General features: G+C 46.6%; 14 protein-coding genes and 1 pseudogene. 3 read left to right on the forward strand and 12 right to left on the reverse strand.

Annotated features, from left to right (window positions below; genetic code table 11):
- Positions 1-23: 23 nt before the first annotated feature.
- Positions 24-1,111, reverse strand: a protein-coding gene (locus C2U37_RS14460) for an IS3-like element ISAs22 family transposase (protein ID WP_088821966.1) whose coding sequence is annotated in 2 segments (ribosomal slippage) — positions 24-859 and positions 859-1,111 — 1,089 coding nt in all. Because the reading frame shifts where the segments join, the coding sequence is not laid out codon by codon here.
- Positions 1,112-1,198: 87 nt separating this feature from the next.
- Between C2U37_RS14460 and C2U37_RS25095 the strand changes: the two are divergent.
- Positions 1,199-1,368, forward strand: a pseudogene (locus C2U37_RS25095) (IS5/IS1182 family transposase); the annotation flags it as partial.
- Positions 1,369-1,558: 190 nt separating this feature from the next.
- Here C2U37_RS25095 and C2U37_RS14465 read toward each other — a convergent pair.
- The 5 genes from C2U37_RS14465 to C2U37_RS14485 form a co-directional block, all read right to left on the reverse strand.
- Complete coding sequence (locus C2U37_RS14465) at positions 1,559-2,092, reverse strand: cupredoxin family protein (RefSeq protein WP_087756363.1); 534 nt, start codon at positions 2,090-2,092, stop codon at positions 1,559-1,561.
- A gap of 20 nt (positions 2,093-2,112) precedes the next feature.
- Complete coding sequence (locus C2U37_RS14470) at positions 2,113-2,970, reverse strand: copper resistance protein B (RefSeq protein WP_005303868.1); 858 nt, start codon at positions 2,968-2,970, stop codon at positions 2,113-2,115.
- Positions 2,971-2,981: 11 nt separating this feature from the next.
- A complete protein-coding gene (locus C2U37_RS14475; RefSeq protein WP_426010981.1) occupies positions 2,982-4,961 on the reverse strand; it encodes a copper resistance system multicopper oxidase in 1,980 nt (659 codons plus the stop codon).
- Positions 4,962-5,056: 95 nt separating this feature from the next.
- Positions 5,057-5,383, reverse strand: a complete 327-nt coding sequence (locus C2U37_RS14480; RefSeq protein ID WP_017778717.1) for a hypothetical protein — start codon at positions 5,381-5,383, stop codon at positions 5,057-5,059.
- A 356-nt stretch (positions 5,384-5,739) separates the two neighbouring features.
- On the reverse strand, positions 5,740-6,720 hold the full coding sequence (locus tag C2U37_RS14485) for an IS5-like element IS5 family transposase (RefSeq protein ID WP_041211574.1): 981 nt from the start codon (positions 6,718-6,720) through the stop codon (positions 5,740-5,742).
- Positions 6,721-6,898: 178 nt separating this feature from the next.
- Here C2U37_RS14485 and C2U37_RS25295 point away from each other — a divergent pair, with 178 nt between their 5' ends.
- The gene (locus C2U37_RS25295) at positions 6,899-6,988 is read left to right on the forward strand and encodes a hypothetical protein (RefSeq protein ID WP_324826347.1); all 90 of its coding nucleotides are present in this window, start codon (positions 6,899-6,901) and stop codon (positions 6,986-6,988) included.
- 805 nt (positions 6,989-7,793) lie between these two features.
- Here C2U37_RS25295 and C2U37_RS14495 read toward each other — a convergent pair.
- The 4 genes from C2U37_RS14495 to C2U37_RS24645 all read right to left on the reverse strand — a co-directional run bounded on the left by C2U37_RS14495 (position 7,794) and on the right by C2U37_RS24645 (position 12,174).
- On the reverse strand, positions 7,794-9,407 hold the full coding sequence (locus tag C2U37_RS14495) for an IS1634-like element ISAs25 family transposase (protein ID WP_049636888.1): 1,614 nt from the start codon (positions 9,405-9,407) through the stop codon (positions 7,794-7,796).
- Positions 9,408-9,688: 281 nt separating this feature from the next.
- Positions 9,689-10,291, reverse strand: a complete 603-nt coding sequence (locus C2U37_RS14500) for a hypothetical protein (RefSeq protein WP_104452524.1) — start codon at positions 10,289-10,291, stop codon at positions 9,689-9,691.
- 21 nt (positions 10,292-10,312) lie between these two features.
- Positions 10,313-11,344, reverse strand: a complete 1,032-nt coding sequence (locus C2U37_RS14505) for an IS630-like element ISAhy2 family transposase (RefSeq protein ID WP_001809438.1) — start codon at positions 11,342-11,344, stop codon at positions 10,313-10,315.
- A gap of 101 nt (positions 11,345-11,445) precedes the next feature.
- The gene (locus C2U37_RS24645) at positions 11,446-12,174 is read right to left on the reverse strand and encodes a hypothetical protein (RefSeq protein ID WP_158656254.1); all 729 of its coding nucleotides are present in this window, start codon (positions 12,172-12,174) and stop codon (positions 11,446-11,448) included.
- A gap of 653 nt (positions 12,175-12,827) precedes the next feature.
- Here C2U37_RS24645 and C2U37_RS14510 point away from each other — a divergent pair.
- Positions 12,828-13,859: an IS630-like element ISAhy2 family transposase gene (locus C2U37_RS14510; RefSeq protein WP_001809438.1), complete on the forward strand. Its 1,032-nt coding sequence runs from the start codon at positions 12,828-12,830 to the stop codon at positions 13,857-13,859.
- 11 nt (positions 13,860-13,870) lie between these two features.
- Here the strand turns inward: C2U37_RS14510 and C2U37_RS24650 are convergent, their stop codons facing one another.
- Positions 13,871-15,646, reverse strand: coding sequence for a hypothetical protein (locus C2U37_RS24650; RefSeq protein ID WP_158656255.1), 1,776 nt, complete (start codon positions 15,644-15,646; stop codon positions 13,871-13,873).
- Between the two features lie 83 nt (positions 15,647-15,729).
- Positions 15,730-16,817, reverse strand: a protein-coding gene (locus C2U37_RS14520) for an IS3-like element ISAs22 family transposase (protein WP_088821966.1) whose coding sequence is annotated in 2 segments (ribosomal slippage) — positions 15,730-16,565 and positions 16,565-16,817 — 1,089 coding nt in all. Because the reading frame shifts where the segments join, the coding sequence is not laid out codon by codon here.
- Positions 16,818-17,427: the final 610 nt, after the last annotated feature.

Here is a 17,427-nt window from a genome sequence, read left to right on the forward strand (position 1 = left end):
TTTGGAGCACTCAAAAGTAGAGGTCATGCGGCCTGTGCCAAGCGCTGTTTCGGCGTGTAGCCGCCCAGCGCCATATTGGGCCGCTCATGGTTATAAACCCACAGCCAGTTCGTGGCAAATTCCTGTAACTCATTCAGTGACTCAAACAGGTAATGGCCCAACCAGTCGTAACGCACAGTGCGGTTAAATCGCTCTATGTAGGCATTCTGCTGCGGGTTGCCTGGCTGGATATACCTCAGCGCAATCCTCTTCTGCTGCGCCCATTGCTTGAGCTCTTCGCTGATGTATTCCGGACCATTATCACAGCGGATTGCGGCTGGTTTGCCCCGCCACTCGATGACCTGCTCCAGCACCCGTTTGACTCGCGAGGCAGGCAAGGAAAAATCCACCTCGATGCACAGTGCTTCGCGATTGAAGTCATCGATCACATTAAACAACCGCACCGAACGACCATCGCTGAGCTGGTCATGCATAAAGTCCATCGACCAACAGTGATTCGGTTGGTCAGGGACTGCCAACGGCTCCGGCTTGGCGCGTACTAGCCGCTTCTTGGGTTTTATCCGCAGATTGAGCTCTAGCGCCCGATAGATCCGGTAGACCCGCTTGTGGTTCCAGCCAAAGCCTTTGACGTTACGCAGGTACAGGAAGCACAGTCCGAAACCCCAGTTGCGCTGGTTGGCGGTGAGGCGCAGTAGCCAGTCGGCAATCTCCTGGTTTTCATCAGCCAGCACGGGCTGATAACGGTAGCAACCCTCGCTCACCTTGAACACCTGGCAAGCCAGACGGATAGAAATGGCGTAATGAGCCACAGCCTTGGTCGCCATCTCCCTGCGGGCAGATGGCGTCACCACTTTTTTGCCATCGCCTCGGAGATGATCTCAGCCTTTAGGCGCTCCTCGGCATACATCTTCTTAAGGCGACGATTTTCCTCTTCCAGCTCTTTGAGGCGCGCCATGAGAGAGGCATCCATGCCACCGAATTTGGAGCGCCACTTGTAGAAGGTGGCGGAGCTGATGCCATGCTCACGGCAGAGCTCAGGGACGGGTGAACCAGACTCGGCCTGCTTGAGGATGGCGATGATCTGTGCATCGCTAAAGCGTGATGTTTTCATGTAGAACCTCCTGCGTTCAAGATACGAGAAAATTCTACTTATGAGCACCTCAGTTTTTCGGGGGGATTACCCAGCGAGGAGAAGTAGCGGTTTTGGCGCAGGTTTCATTCAATTGTTGATGTGGCCACCTATCAGCTGAGGCCCGCCTGGAGACGGTTGTACCGACCTTGCTCAATCACTTGCGGCGCAAGATAGAGCAGGTTAGTGTTGATGGTTACCATGGCACCAAAGCGTGTCACCTCCTTCTGAAAAATAGGGAGCAGGGCCATTTTTTCTCACAGTAGCTCTATTTATTAACTTCAATGTATGTTCTTCCTGCTTCTTATAAAAAGCAGTTGATTATGTTAATTTTTATCATTATCCGTAAAGTTTAGAACTGAATTATGAAAATCAAAGAGGGGCCTGAACAGGCCCCTCTTTGATTTTCATATAGGCTCAGATAGCCTCTTATTTAACGACAACCTCTCCAACCATACCAGCTTCCATATGCCCAGGTACAAGACAAGCAAATGATACTGTACCTGCTTTATCAAATTTCCATAGCACTGCACTCTTCTGACTGGGTGCAAGAGAGATCATGTTTGGCATGCTATGTTTCATCTGCATACCTTGCATTTGTTGCATCATTCCCGCATGCTCTTTGAGCTCTGAGGTTGTTCCGAGAACGAACTCATGTGGTAGTTTTCCATTATTCTTTATAAAGAATCGGATTGTTTCACCTTGTTTGACCGATATCGTTTTCGGTGTAAACCGCATGGTGTCATCCATAGATACGTCAATGGTTCTAGACACATCTTTGGCAACACCAGGGGAACCAGCCATACTCCCCATGTCATGCCCCATAGGAGCTGGATTCCCCTTCATTGAACTCATGTCATGGTTCATGCCATTCTTCATTGAGTTCATGTCATGACCTTGCTCAGAAGCCATCACACCCGTAGAAATTACTATCACAGCAGCAGTAATCATTTTGAATTTCATACATTACCTTCCTTATGTAATCAGAACCAGAATCTGGCACCTGCAATAAATCTCGTATCAGATGTACTCTCCCCATGATCTTTTGCTAGATCGTATGTATTGCCAGCGAGAGTTTTCCATTCAACGCCTATGTAAGGAGCAAACTGCCTACTTATTTCATAACGTAACCGCAAGCCAGTGCTGATGTCTGAGATACCTCGCCCAACAGACATATCATCATTATCTTTACTGTAAATATTCATTGCAGCTTGGGGCTGTAGTATCAATTTCTGAGTAAGTAAGAGGTCATATTCCGCCTCTAGGCTTAAAAGCATTAGACCATGCTGATCTACAAATAAAGAGGAGTCAACCTCAAACCAATATGGCGCTAATCCTTGTAGGCCAAGGGCAAGCCATCCTTTATCGCTTCTAGATTGATATGTATCATATCTTGCTCCAAAAAGGATGTCCCAGTATGCAGATGTAGCATACCCATAAAGAACTTGGTTTTCTGTATCCTGTAATGAATTTTTATATTCACCTTCAGATTTAAACCATATTTTTTGATAGTCTTTCCCTACCCAAGCAAGGGCTTTGTAGGAAGCATAATTTTCCTCTCGTCCATTTGAATATTCAAGCCTGTCAATTAACAGAGAAGAAAAGGTATGTTCATCTGCTAAGGAAAGCTGCTCTCTGCCTTCAAAAAGGCTTGGGCCTGAACTAAGTGTGAGTCCATCAGAATATTCATCAGGGCTTCTTTGTTCGCTATCCTCAGATGCGGTTAAATCAGGGTGATAGCCGCTAACAGCATCTTTTGACTCCTCAGAAAAAGAAAGAGAAGCAAATAACCCAAGGCTGATCAACCATATTCCATTTTTTACTATACTTTGAATTAGCATTATTTATTTCCTCAAGAAACCACTACTTCACGGAACATTCCAGCATCCATATGGAACATAATATGACAGTGCCAAGCCCAACGGCCAATGGCATCAGCGGTCACAAGAAAACTAATTCGTTGTGCTGGCTGCACAGGTATTGTGTGCTTTCTTGCCAAAAAGGAGCCATCTTCATTCTCAAGTTCACTCCACATACCATGTAAATGCATGGGATGGGTCATCATGGTGTCATTGTGGAGAGTAATTCTAACTCTTTCTCCATAATTAAAATGAATTGGTGTTGATTTACCGAACTCAACGCCATCAAACGACCATGTATAGCGTTCCATATTTCCAGTCAAATGAAGTTCAATTTCGCGTTCTGCTGGTCTTGGATCTATGGGCCCACCTTTAGTTTTCAGGTCTGCTAACGTAAGCACTCTTCTCCCATTATTACGTAGCCCTACACCAGGGTCATTCAGATTGCGTCTTGGTGTATCTACCCTCGCATCAACACTGGGCCCAAACTCTGTACTGGCATGCCTAACCTTGCTTGGCGGTGTAGCATTACTCATACCAGCCATGGAGCTATGATCCATCGTTGGCATTGCCCCCGATGCCATGCCAGGCATTGAGCCATGATCCATACCTGCCATAGAGCTATGATCCATCGCTGGCATTGCCCCCGATGCCATGCCAGGCATTGAGCCATGATCCATACCTGCCATAGAGCTATGATCCATCGCTGGCATTGCACCTGATGCCATACCAGGCATTGAGCCATGATCCATACCTGCCATGGAGCCGTGATCCATTCCGTCCATGGAGCCCATCATATCTTCCATTGAAAGAGGCTCAGGTTTGTCTACAGTAGGAATCGGAGCTGAAAGGCCAATCGCCGTCGACAACGTACCTCGGGCAAAACCAGTACGATCCATCGACTGTGCGAAAATCGTATGGGCGTTATCGATGGGTTGAACAATGACATCGTAAGTTTCACCAGGGCCGAAACGAAACTCATCTACGTCTATAGGTTCAATATCAACACCATCGGTTTGTACAACCGTCATTTTTATGCCTGGAATTCTGACATCGTAAAAAGACCCTCCAGCACCATTTATAAATCTAAGTCTGATCTTCTCACCTTTATTAAAGACACCAGTCCAATTTCCATTAGGGGTTGTCCCATTCATTAGATAGGTTAAAGTTGCGGAGGATAAGTCAGCCAAATCTGTAGAATTCATTCTCATTTCATTCCACATCTGGCGTTTGGTGAAGGCAACTTTTAATCCACTGTTGCTGACATCATTAATGAAGTCGATAGCTGTAGGCTGATTAAAATTATAGTAATCACTTTGCGATTTCAATTTTGATAAAATTCGCATCGGGTGCTCATCTGTCCAGTCTGACAAGAGAACAACATAATCTCTATCGGCTGATATAATCTCGCCTTCTTTTGGCTCTATAATTAAAGCGCCATACATTCCCGTCTGTTCTTGAGAACCAGAGTGAGAGTGATACCAATATGTACCGGACTGTTCCAACGTGAATTTATATGTGAATGTCTCTCCTGGTTTAATACCATTGAAACTAATACCAGGTACGCCATCCATTTCAAATGGGAGTATTATACCATGCCAATGAATAGAGGTAGGCTCACTGAGCTTATTGGTAACACGAAGAGTAACCTCATCGCCTTCCTTTAAGCGTAATGTCGGTGCAGGTATGGAGCGATTGACAACCGTGGCAATTCTTGTACTTCCAGTAAAGTTGACAACAACTTCTTCAACTACCAGATCGATTACTGTTCCACTTAAAACTGAGCTGTAAACCTTTTGCGGCAGTTCTTCTTTAGCGTTAATTGACATAGGAATCGATGCCACAACTCCGCCAGCAGCAATCCCTTGAACAAACTTTCTTCTTGAGATAGAAGGATTAAATCCATTTTTACTATGAACATCATTCATAAGCGCCTCCATTTCATCACAGCTGTGATGTGTGATGATGCTCATTATAGAAATCAATGTACAATTACAATACTGTCATTTTTCTCAATGCGTAGAAAGAAATGCGCCAAACTTACGTTAAGCGCATGATTTTATTTGCTTTATCTGTTTCGCCCACTACCCATTCCATGCTGAAGTGCAATCACATGGACATCACCGTTGTAGCTGACTTTGACTGTGTTGATACTTTTGCCCATGGGGAGTTGCAGTTGCTTTGTCTTCCCAGGAGTAGCCATTACAGTACCCAGTTTAGTGTCATCCAGGGTAGATACACTTACAGTGTCGGTACTAAGTGCGTTGGCACTCCAATCCATATATATAATGTTGTGCCCAGCACGAACGTTATAAGGCACCGGAGCCTGAGCAAAAGCGGAGAAGCTTCCGACGACCAGCGTACATGCCATTAATGCACCAATTTTAATATTCATAAACCACCTCATTTAATTATGACTCAAGTTACGTGACTAACTATAAACTCTGAGTCATTACATGAAGCTGTCACAAAAATTACAAATTAGTAATAAACCTATTGAAGAGCGCTTGGGGAAAGCTGGATGACTGGATCAGGACATACCCTATTTTTGGCCTGCTCAGATAGAGATTCGGTTCATGCAGCATGAATCGCCCGGCTTCTCTAGGGAAGGTGCGAATAAGCGGGGAAATTCTTCTCGGCTGACTCAGTCATTTCATTTCTTCATGTTTGAGCCGATTTTTTCTCCCGTAAATGCCTTGAATCAGCCTATTTAGACCGTTTCTTCGCCATTTAAGGCGCTATTCCCAGTTTTTAGTGAGATCTCTCCCACTGACGTATCATTTGGTCCGCCCGAAACAGGTTGGCCAGCGTGAATAACATCGCCAGTTGGTTATCGTTTTTCAGCAACCCCTTGTATCTGGCTTTCACGAAGCCGAACTGTCGCTTGATGATGCGAAATGGGTGCTCCACCTTGGCCCGGATGCTGGCTTTCATGTATTCGATGTTGATGGCCGTTTTGTTCTTGCGTGGATGCTGTTTCAAGGTTCTTACCTTGCCGGGGCGCTCGGCGATCAGCCAGTCCACATCCACCTCGGCCAGCTCCTCGCGCTGTGGCGCCCCTTGGTAGCCGGCATCGGCTGAGACAAATTGCTCCTCTCCATGCAGCAGATTACCCAGCTGATTGAGGTCATGCTCGTTGGCCGCGGTGGTGACTAGGCTGTGGGTCAGGCCACTCTTGGCATCGACACCAATGTGGGCCTTCATGCCAAAGTGCCACTGATTGCCTTTCTTGGTCTGATGCATCTGCGGATCGCGTTGCTGCTCTTTGTTCTTGGTCGAGCTGGGTGCCTCAATGATGGTGGCATCGACCAAGGTGCCTTGAGTCATCATGACGCCTGCTTCGGCCAGCCAGCGATTGATGGTCTTGAACAATTGGCGGGCCAGTTGATGCTGCTCCAGCAGGTGGCGGAAATTCATGATGGTGGTGCGGTCCGGCAAGGCGCTATCCAGGGATAACCGGGCAAACAGACGCATGGAGGCGATTTCGTACAGAGCATCTTCCATCGCGCCATCGCTCAGGTTGTACCAATGCTGCATGCAGTGAATGCGTAGCATGGTTTCCAGCGGATAAGGTCGCCGGCCATTACCAGCCTTGGGATAAAACGGCTCGATGACTTCCACCATGTTTTGCCATGGCAGGATCTGCTCCATGCGGGACAAGAAAATCTCTTTTCTGGTCTGACGGTGCTTACTGCTGAATTCACTGTCGGCGAAGGTAAGTTGATGACTCATGATGAACCCTGCTCCATGGCTCCAGATGACAAACATGATCTCATATCAGGGACTTGTTCGCACCTTCCCTAGGGTATACGGCGTTGTACAGGCCCTCAATGCGGCACTATCCCTCAACAAGAACGATACTGCCAAGGCGTTGTCATGGATAAACAGACCAGCTTGGGGCCTCGGTGGCGTGGCTCCAGCCACATTGCTGAATAGACCGATGGGGGTTCAGGCTGTTGTGAATTTGGTGGGACGGATTCAGCATGGGGTGTGCAACTAAATCGAGGGTTGTGGTAGGCGAACCCCCACAGAATGCTTCAAAAACAACCAATCTCATCATTTTTTGAAATTTATTTCATTCACCCCACTTGAAAAATTCGGAAAACTGTCCATTTATTAATTATGAGAGCTATAAATTAATTTTTCCATTTCAACATTCCGCTGCGACGCAGCGAAGAGAAACCAGGTTTTACTTTCCCACCTTGTTTTCTCTTCCAAATTAAATATAAACATGGAATGTAGAAATTAAATCCATCTTCATAAAAATCAATACTCCTTGAGAAGACCATCAAGCAATGAATACACTCTAGAAAAGTAGAAATAGTACACGCTTGATGAAAGTAATAAATATCTGGTTGCATTCTCCGCCAAGGGCGGAATTATAAATATGCATTTTCAGAAATAAACTTTCTACCAAGAGCGGTTAGGGAAAGTGCGAACAAGTATCCCAAGAACAAAAAATGAAAATTTTAGTCATTTAATATCAATGGGTTACCAGTAAATGCTCTCGTGCCATATGACTTATTCGCACCTTCCCTAAGGCGCTAGCGCCGAGCAAAAAGCCCCGTCTGGAAATTAGAAATTCTTGTTTGTGACCCGACATAGCATCAACCATCCATTGTGTCCCTAGATGGTTAGCTTTGCAGGCATTTAAGAAATACGCATTTGACCAATATCAAGCAATGTTAACAATCCTTTATTCGTTGTTTAATTCTTGCTACGCATCAAATAAATCCACTCACGACAGTGATTTATATCACATTGAATTACGATGTAGAGGATCTACCCGACATTCCGCACCTGATTTAGGAATAAATTTGCCGATAGCGCTCACCCAATACCTCCAAAATGATCTGCTGGTCTCCTGTTAGCTCCGTTACTTGTGGCGGAGCTTCTCCCAGTCGATATTCATGGATGCCACCAAAGCGCAAAAAGATCCAACGGGCCGTCGGCTGCTGGGTCGGTTTCTTTTTCATATCCGCCACACTGCGATTCTGCTCCACTAATCCCTGCCGGATCCGGTGCTCCAACGCTGCGTAAATCATCAGGCTACAGGTCATCACCATGAGCAACGCTTCAATCCGCTCCGGCTTTTTCAGGTACAGTGAGGAGGTTAAAAACTCCGGGCTCTTGAGAAAACGAAAGCCCCGTTCGACATTCTGCTGCGCTTTATAGGTGGCCAAAAGTTCGGCCATGGTCAGCGTATCGCTGTGGTCATTGGTCGCCAGGATGAACACCCCGGTCTGGTTGTGGGCCTCTTCAACGCAAGCCAGGCTAGTTGCCGCCAACCCAGTGATTTGAAACTGATGGCCAATTGGCTCTTCGCCACGCTTGGGTCTGCCACGTCCTGTATAAACGGGTTCACCTACCACTTCGGCATCCAGTTGCAGCAGCATCAAGCTGGCGGTAAAACAGCTCAACTCAGCTTGGGCATCCGCCTCACAAGCAAAGCGTCGGGCACACAATTTGGCGAAGGCTTTGAGCTCGCGGGTACTGTCTTTGAGCAGGTTTTTGGCCAATGTCTGCTGCTCGCGGTGGCTGGCTTGTTCGCTGCGCACCAGCAACCAACGTTGCGCGACCCCGGCATAATTCGCGTGTTGCCAACGGCCATGATAGCCATTGCCCAGAGCGGTCAGCGGTTGTGCACCTATGGTTGCCACGGCCTGCTTTGCCTCATTGAGAGTGACGGGCACCCGGGTCACAAATAGTTGCTGCTGTTGCGCCAGTAATTGCAAGGTATCGGCGCAGTACAGTGCGGCATCGCCGACCAGATAACGGCACTCCTGCGCGGCCTTGAGACTGCTCAAATGGCGACGAACGGTCTGGGCAAAGGCTTTGGTGTCATTACTATTGCCGCTCAGGGCCTGCATATAGACAGGTAGGCCGGCCTGATTTTCACAGATGAGCTCAAGGATCACTTGATTCAGCTCTGGCCGGTGATCACGACTATAACCACGCACCAGTTGCAGCTTACCGACCAGATCCCCATCGGCACAGTCATAGGCGCCATCGACGTGGAAGCTGGTAATATCGAGGTGCACTGCGGTGCTTTTGAGCCCCAGCCGCTCGACAACTTGCGCCGCCATCACCTGATACAAGGCGCTGACATCGGCCTCAAAGAGGGCATCGAGACAGCGACCGAGCACATCATCATTGAGGTCATCAGCACAGATCCCGGGGCCAATCAGGCGCTCAACCGGCTTGTTAGCGAAGAATTGCGGGAACATGTGCAGGGTGCTGCTGTGAAAGCCGAGGCCGTTCACTATCATGGCGACCAAGGCTTCACCATGTGAGACCTTGAAAGGCGGGGTTTTGGGGAGCAAGGCATCGATCATGCGGGCAATGCCCAGTTCCTGGCAGAGTGCGGCGACCAAACCAAGGTGATCGAGGTTACGGATCGAGATAGCGGGTGCGGCCATGATGATCTACCTGCAAAAGAGAGTAATAGATCAGAACGGCCGATCGCCGTCAAGCACTGAAAATAGCAAAATCAGGTGCGGAATGACGGATCTACGATCACATAATTCAGTAAATAATAACTATTTGTAGTTACGTGGCAGGTAGAGGAACTACATTCTTGCAGACCCATAGAACTTGTACGCTATGTGGCGTGCTCTTGAGGTCAGGTGCTATCAGTCTGTCGTTGAATAGAATGCGGTTTTCAGGTGAGAACCATGTCTGCACGACCTGTATATGAAAATCATGGAATTTTGATAAATGAACTATATTTTCTTCTTAAATCATCAATATCTTTTCTTGCTTTCCTTTCTTTTTCTTCCAGTGTTTTAATCTCATTTGACTTTTCTTTTAGCAACTGCTCAAACATTACTTTAGCCAGCTCTCTTGATTTAATATCCACGATGTTTGCCAAGTCTTTGGATTTTTCTGTTAAGGCATCTTCTCGTGCTTGTAGTGAGATGAGGCTATCATTTAAATTTTTCTGTATTAAATCTAAGGAAGCTGAACGCCTGCGTATTTCGACTTCATTAGCATCAAGCTGAGCCTCTTTGGCTTTAATGGTTATATTTACATCATCAACCTGTGAATAAAACTCTGCCTTAAGTTCATCTAAATTGAGAAGGTCGCTTAGTAGGTCTTGCTTTTGAGTAATTTCATCTTGTATATGATAGAGGCGGTCTTTCAATTCTATTTCGAAGCTTCTGTATTGGTCTTCCAATAGGATTATCTTTTCCTGTGCCTCTAAAATGGACGACTCTTTTTCATTTAATACTCTCTCCCATCTTTTTAAAATTGCGTTAGCCTTGCCTTCTGCATGCCGAGATTGTTGAATTACTCGCTGCATAAATAACTGATCCCAATAGTGCTACACCTTCGCTGTGCCATAGCCATTCCCCGGGAAAGGAGACACGGTATCCATGAAGTGTTTCACTCGGGCCAGCAGGTTTGCCATCCCTCTGCATTGATGATTGCGCGTGATGGTTTCATGTAACTTGTGCCATAGCCGTTCTATGTGATTAACCCAAGGGCTGTAAACTGGCTGGAACACCAGGCAGAACTTGGGATTCTTCTTCAACCATCGCTCGGTCTGTTTGCTTTTGTGAATGATGTAGTTATCGAGGATCAACGTGATGGTTTTGGCTCGTCGGTAGTGGTGGCGCAGCTTTTCCAGCATGGCAATAAACAGCGATGAGTTTTTCTTGATCCCGCTGACGTAAAGTACCCTTCCGTTGCCTGCGTGGAGAACGCCTGCCAGATAATGCTTGGCATTCTGCCCCGGTGTGACAACCCGCTTTTGCTGCGCTCTGAACATCCAGTCGGCTCCTAATTTGGGATTGAGGTCTATATCGACTTCATCCTCATAAAACACCGGATTATCGGCATCACAGCGGGCCAGCGCGGCGTCGATATTCGCCATTTTTTCCTGATAGGCTGGGTCTTTTATCCGCAAGGTCGGCACGGGCCTGCGCCAGACAATGCCCATACGAGGTAACCATCGGCGGAGCGTGGAGGCTGCCACATTGAGCCCTGTTAACCGATTGATTTTTATAGCCAATAGTTCAGTACACCAACGGCTGCGCTGATAACCAAAATCTTGCGGAGAAAACTGCATGAGCAGCACCAGTAGGGTGACAATCTTGGCGATAGGTAAGACTGGGGCACGGCCAGCCGGTAAGGCTTCTAGCGCATCTATGCCTTCATCTCGATACCACCGAAGCCAACGACCGATGGTCGAGCGCGCAGCGCCGGTAAGGTGATGAACATCGGTGATCGTGCGTCCTTCATGTAACAGCAAGATGGCCATCAAGCGACGAGCATGTCCTTTATCACGGGTGGCATGGATGATTTTGTGAATGCGGCGCCGTTGTGGTCGTGGCAGAGGTGGTAGGATAGGCATCAACTCAGTCCTTTGGGTGTGGCTTGTTTTGTTTAGCGACTAATCAGATCGCACAAACTGGACTGAGTTCCCTTCCTCCGGTGATCTACTATTCGGAACAGCTATTTATCACTTAGCTCAGATTGACTCGTATTTTTTATCGCGTTGTATTCTGCATTAAGCCTCTTAACCTCTGCATCATGCTTTGAACTCAAAGATGAATACTGATGCTGTAAAGATAATAATTGTTGTCTATTATGGGAGTAAATCATTTCGGAGAAGTTGCCAACAGGAGCTACAGACACCCATTTTTTAGGGCACTTTTTAAGATAATCTCTAATCTCTTCTTTTGAGATTATCTCTCCTTTCACACGAAATCCACTAAGGTCAAGCTCAACGCAGGTTGCATTCACCCTTTTTAATTCTTTAATTTTTCCTCGATCACAAAAGTGCGTAACTGCAACTTCGATGAGAACCTTCTCTCCCTCGATAAACCCAATAACATCAGGTATAACTCTGCCCTCATAAACCTCACATACCATCTCATCAAAGGATATATTTTGATGTATTGGATTTATAGTTCCAATAGGCAGTAACAACAGCCTATCCGTTGCTAAAACCTCTTTAGCTAGGATATGTATTTCCGTTTCCGGCTTCCAGGTACAGGCATTCTGTTCGACTGAATTAGGCTCATGAGAGAAATAATGGGCTTTAACTTGCCCTTTCATTGCCCAGACAGCCCCCTGGCAACCGATGCATGTGCAATTGCATGCTTTTCCACTCACAACCTCTTTGACATCAACTATATGGCCGTTGTCGTCAAGGGCGCGAGTCATCAGGATTCTTGCCATCTCTATCCTACCCACAAATGGATCTATGTATAAAATCACATCAGTTTATTCAGTTAAATTGGATGCTTTAACTACATCAGTAGTTACAACACTTTCATGAAAAATCATACACTTACATTTGATTGTTTTGAACTTCGTCAAGTTCCAATTGGATTTAGATGTATGACCACTCCCCAGGTGAGCTCATTGAGCTTTAGAGGGTGCGTAGGAGCGGGCTGGTAATCAGGGAGGGGGGATGGATGCAGTACGGTGGAAGGCTCTGATATTGATACCAAAGGAAGGGCGCACGAAAGTAGCGTAAACAAGACACCGATTTTAGGTCGGTGTCAGGTGATAACTAGAACTGTATAAATATTCTCTACTGCTTATTATAACGTAAATGAGAAGTCCAGCGTTTCATTGTCAGATACTCTGCGCATCGCTTTAGCTCTATCCTTATCACCGTAGGTCTTAATTATTTGCTCCACGTCATCATTGAGCTTCGCTGCTGCACCAATAAAATCACCAGGATGTTCCTCGAGATGCGTTTCTGCAACAAGGTGTCTTAAATAGCTGTTCCGAATAGTAGATCACCGGAGGAAGGGAACTCAGTCCAGTTTGTGCGATCTGATTAGTCGCTAAACAAAACAAGCCACACCCAAAGGACTGAGTTGATGCCTATCCTACCACCTCTGCCACGACCACAACGGCGCCGCATTCACAAAATCATCCATGCCACCCGTGATAAAGGACATGCTCGTCGCTTGATGGCCATCTTGCTGTTACATGAAGGACGCACGATCACCGATGTTCATCACCTTACCGGCGCTGCGCGCTCGACCATCGGTCGTTGGCTTCGGTGGTATCGAGATGAAGGCATAGATGCGCTAGAAGCCTTACCGGCTGGCCGTGCCCCAGTCTTACCTATCGCCAAGATTGTCACCCTACTGGTGCTGCTCATGCAGTTTTCTCCGCAAGATTTTGGTTATCAGCGCAGCCGTTGGTGTACTGAACTATTGGCTATAAAAATCAATCGGTTAACAGGGCTCAATGTGGCAGCCTCCACGCTCCGCCGATGGTTACCTCGTATGGGCATTGTCTGGCGCAGGCCCGTGCCGACCTTGCGGATAAAAGACCCAGCCTATCAGGAAAAAATGGCGAATATCGACGCCGCGCTGGCCCGCTGTGATGCCGATAATCCGGTGTTTTATGAGGATGAAGTCGATATAGACCTCAATCCCAAATTAGGAGCCGACTGGATGTTCAGAGCGCAGCAAAAGCGGGTTGTCACACCGGGGCAGAATGCCAAGCATTATCTGGCAGGCGTTCTCCACGCAGGCAACGGAAGGGTACTTTACGTCAGCGGGATCAAGAAAAACTCATCGCTGTTTATTGCCATGCTGGAAAAGCTGCGCCACCACTACCGACGAGCCAAAACCATCACGTTGATCCTCGATAACTACATCATTCACAAAAGCAAACAGACCGAGCGATGGTTGAAGAAGAATCCCAAGTTCTGCCTGGTGTTCCAGCCAGTTTACAGCCCTTGGGTTAATCACATAGAACGGCTATGGCACAAGTTACATGAAACCATCACGCGCAATCATCAATGCAGAGGGATGGCAAACCTGCTGGCCCGAGTGAAACACTTCATGGATACCGTGTCTCCTTTCCCGGGGAATGGCTATGGCACAGCGAAGGTGTAGCACTATTGGGATCAGTTATTTAACGCATGAATGTTGATACCATGTTGTTTATCATGAGGCATCGTCATCAGATAGGCCTGATATGTCAGTGATTTGAAATTATCTGACAGTTTTGATGATACTTCTATATATTTACTTCTTATTTTAAGGTTTTCCTCGTTGTTTACTTGGCTTTGTCGAATGCTACGCCAAGGGAAAAAGATATCAATATCGTCAATTGACTGAACGCCCGCAAAGGTCATGAGATCAAACTCAATATAGCTGCGCCTTATGTTCAAATACTCTTTGATCAGCGGGGTAAGCTGTTCTGGTAACTCAACATCAACATCCACGCTATTTTTTGCATTTGCGTTTTTAAGATATCTGTACTTTGTGTTATCGTCACTAACCATCGATGTACCAAAACATGGGATATATAGTTGGAATCGGTTACGCTGACGATGATATGTTATACTTGCATAGTTTTTGTTCTGTGATGTCGCATTAGGGTAAAATTTCAATTCAGTCCAGTTTGCGCTGCGTGGAGATTGATAAAAACTGATTGTTTGTATCAGTCCTGCTCTAAAATACTGCAACGCACGGCCAATCTGAGATGCTGCACTTTTTCTATGCGCCAGCTCTAGTTTTTTATCGTCTGTGTTATTCGAAAGTAAATTTTTTTGCTCAGCATTGGTCTTGTATACTTTTGCTTTATCGAATAACCACTGGCTGGCCCTATAAACCGCATTTCGGCGATCTGACGCAGGTATGTTGAGTAAGAATTGAATGTTCAGTTTCCCTTTCTTGCCCGCTTGGCCGCGACTGTTGATGCCTTTCTCTGCCATCTTAAACCAATTAGGATATTCCTCGATAATAAAATCTAGGTCTTTAAAAAACTCCTCGATTGTTCTGCTACCACGATCGGCACAAAACCTTAGGTAGCCCTTCGACTCCGACCCTCGTTTTACAAAATTTAGCATTCTAGAGAATTGGCTTGTACCCGTTTGCAATCCTTCCGAATATTCAGCCATAGCCTGCATAATCTCAGGTATTGTCAAGTGATAACTGCTAACAGACATGTAATCAATAGCTAATTCAGTATGACAAAAATGTTGAAATGACAGTAGCTGACTTTTAAATGCGATAGCAGAGCCGCATTCGCCCTTCGCGTTGATTGTCCATTCATTGTTTCTTCTGCTTTTTTCATTGACTCTTGCTCGCAACTCATAGCGTCGATCTGACCTAAGTTCGTCAGAAACATTTATTATATCTGGTTGTTTTTTGTTTATTTTATATTCACAATACTCATCATAAACCTTCTGTAGATTTGGGTTCAGCGATGAGCTAATGAATGTGCTGCGATTGATAGCGGACCGATCAAGATCTGACGAGGTTTTCCCTCTGCGTTGATGATCAACTTTCCTATGAATCTTATCTAGCAGTAAGTTTTTGGGCAAACTCAAAAATCTTTCAATGAAATTAATGCGAACATCAGGCACTCGCTCGGCAGGGTGTGATGTACCCATCATATAATCGCGCAAAACTTTTGTCGCGCTGCCAATTGCTTGTGGGCTACTTTTCAGAATCGGCCAGGCCTCTGGGCAGTTAGATAATGATGCGTTGATAATTTCACGTGCTACTTCTCTGTATGTAACGAAATTTTTTTTAATATAATTCTGCGTCTTAGGGGTGACCTCATCGAGCCAGAGACGCTCACCATATTTCCTCTGTACTGCTGCTGCCAGAGCCTCACAAAAAGTCATTCGACTGAAATCTATGTTGTTTATCTCAGCGTAGAACTCTGCCAACCGACGCACTCGTGTCAGTGGGCTTCGCGTGTCACTCTTGCCCTGGTAATCCCCCCATTTTTTGGAGCACTCAAAAGTAGAGGTCATGCGGCCTGTGCCAAGCGCTGTTTCGGCGTGTAGCCGCCCAGCGCCATATTGGGCCGCTCATGGTTATAAACCCACAGCCAGTTCGTGGCAAATTCCTGTAACTCATTCAGTGACTCAAACAGGTAATGGCCCAACCAGTCGTAACGCACAGTGCGGTTAAATCGCTCTATGTAGGCATTCTGCTGCGGGTTGCCTGGCTGGATATACCTCAGCGCAATCCTCTTCTGCTGCGCCCATTGCTTGAGCTCTTCGCTGATGTATTCCGGACCATTATCACAGCGGATTGCGGCTGGTTTGCCCCGCCACTCGATGACCTGCTCCAGCACCCGTTTGACTCGCGAGGCAGGCAAGGAAAAATCCACCTCGATGCACAGTGCTTCGCGATTGAAGTCATCGATCACATTAAACAACCGCACCGAACGACCATCGCTGAGCTGGTCATGCATAAAGTCCATCGACCAACAGTGATTCGGTTGGTCAGGGACTGCCAACGGCTCCGGCTTGGCGCGTACTAGCCGCTTCTTGGGTTTTATCCGCAGATTGAGCTCTAGCGCCCGATAGATCCGGTAGACCCGCTTGTGGTTCCAGCCAAAGCCTTTGACGTTACGCAGGTACAGGAAGCACAGTCCGAAACCCCAGTTGCGCTGGTTGGCGGTGAGGCGCAGTAGCCAGTCGGCAATCTCCTGGTTTTCATCAGCCAGCACGGGCTGATAACGGTAGCAACCCTCGCTCACCTTGAACACCTGGCAAGCCAGACGGATAGAAATGGCGTAATGAGCCACAGCCTTGGTCGCCATCTCCCTGCGGGCAGATGGCGTCACCACTTTTTTGCCATCGCCTCGGAGATGATCTCAGCCTTTAGGCGCTCCTCGGCATACATCTTCTTAAGGCGACGATTTTCCTCTTCCAGCTCTTTGAGGCGCGCCATGAGAGAGGCATCCATGCCACCGAATTTGGAGCGCCACTTGTAGAAGGTGGCGGAGCTGATGCCATGCTCACGGCAGAGCTCAGGGACGGGTGAACCAGACTCGGCCTGCTTGAGGATGGCGATGATCTGTGCATCGCTAAAGCGTGATGTTTTCATGTAGAACCTCCTGCGTTCAAGATACGAGAAAATTCTACTTATGAGCACCTCAGTTTTTCGGGGGGATTACCCCCTGACGTTCCAGTGTCATTCTTAGCTTTTCTATTGTTTCACTGAGATTTTCTGACAGTGCCTGTTCCAGCTCATCCTCGGACAGCACAATTGATGTTTTCAGTAACATGTTGAGTGCTGTCTGATGGTGTCTATAACGCGAGCTTTCAGTCCTGTCGCTACTCTCGATGCCCTGAATGATCCGTTCTCTCAAATGCCTAATACTCATAATTGCCACTCCATAAAAATACAACAATCAGCCTTTTTGTTCATTATAGTGCTGGAAATCACAATGGCCACACCAAAACGAAAATCATCATAAATCGGCGTTTGACTTATTTAAAAATACTTATATATCAATGCCTTTTTTCTTTTGGAGCGAGTTTCTATGAGGGGGTTCATGATTTTAAAAATTGGCAATACTGCAAAGATTGATTAGGTTACAATCAGCATTACACATTAATTTGCGTGATTTACAACAATTATAAATAACTATTTAAAATCAGATGTTTAGTGAGTTTTATTGATTTTTAAATTGGAAAAACAGAAGTGGTCCTTC

The sequence above is a fragment of the Aeromonas sp. ASNIH1 genome, assembly GCF_002934285.1.
Taxonomy (GTDB): Bacteria; Pseudomonadota; Gammaproteobacteria; order Enterobacterales; family Aeromonadaceae; genus Aeromonas; species Aeromonas caviae.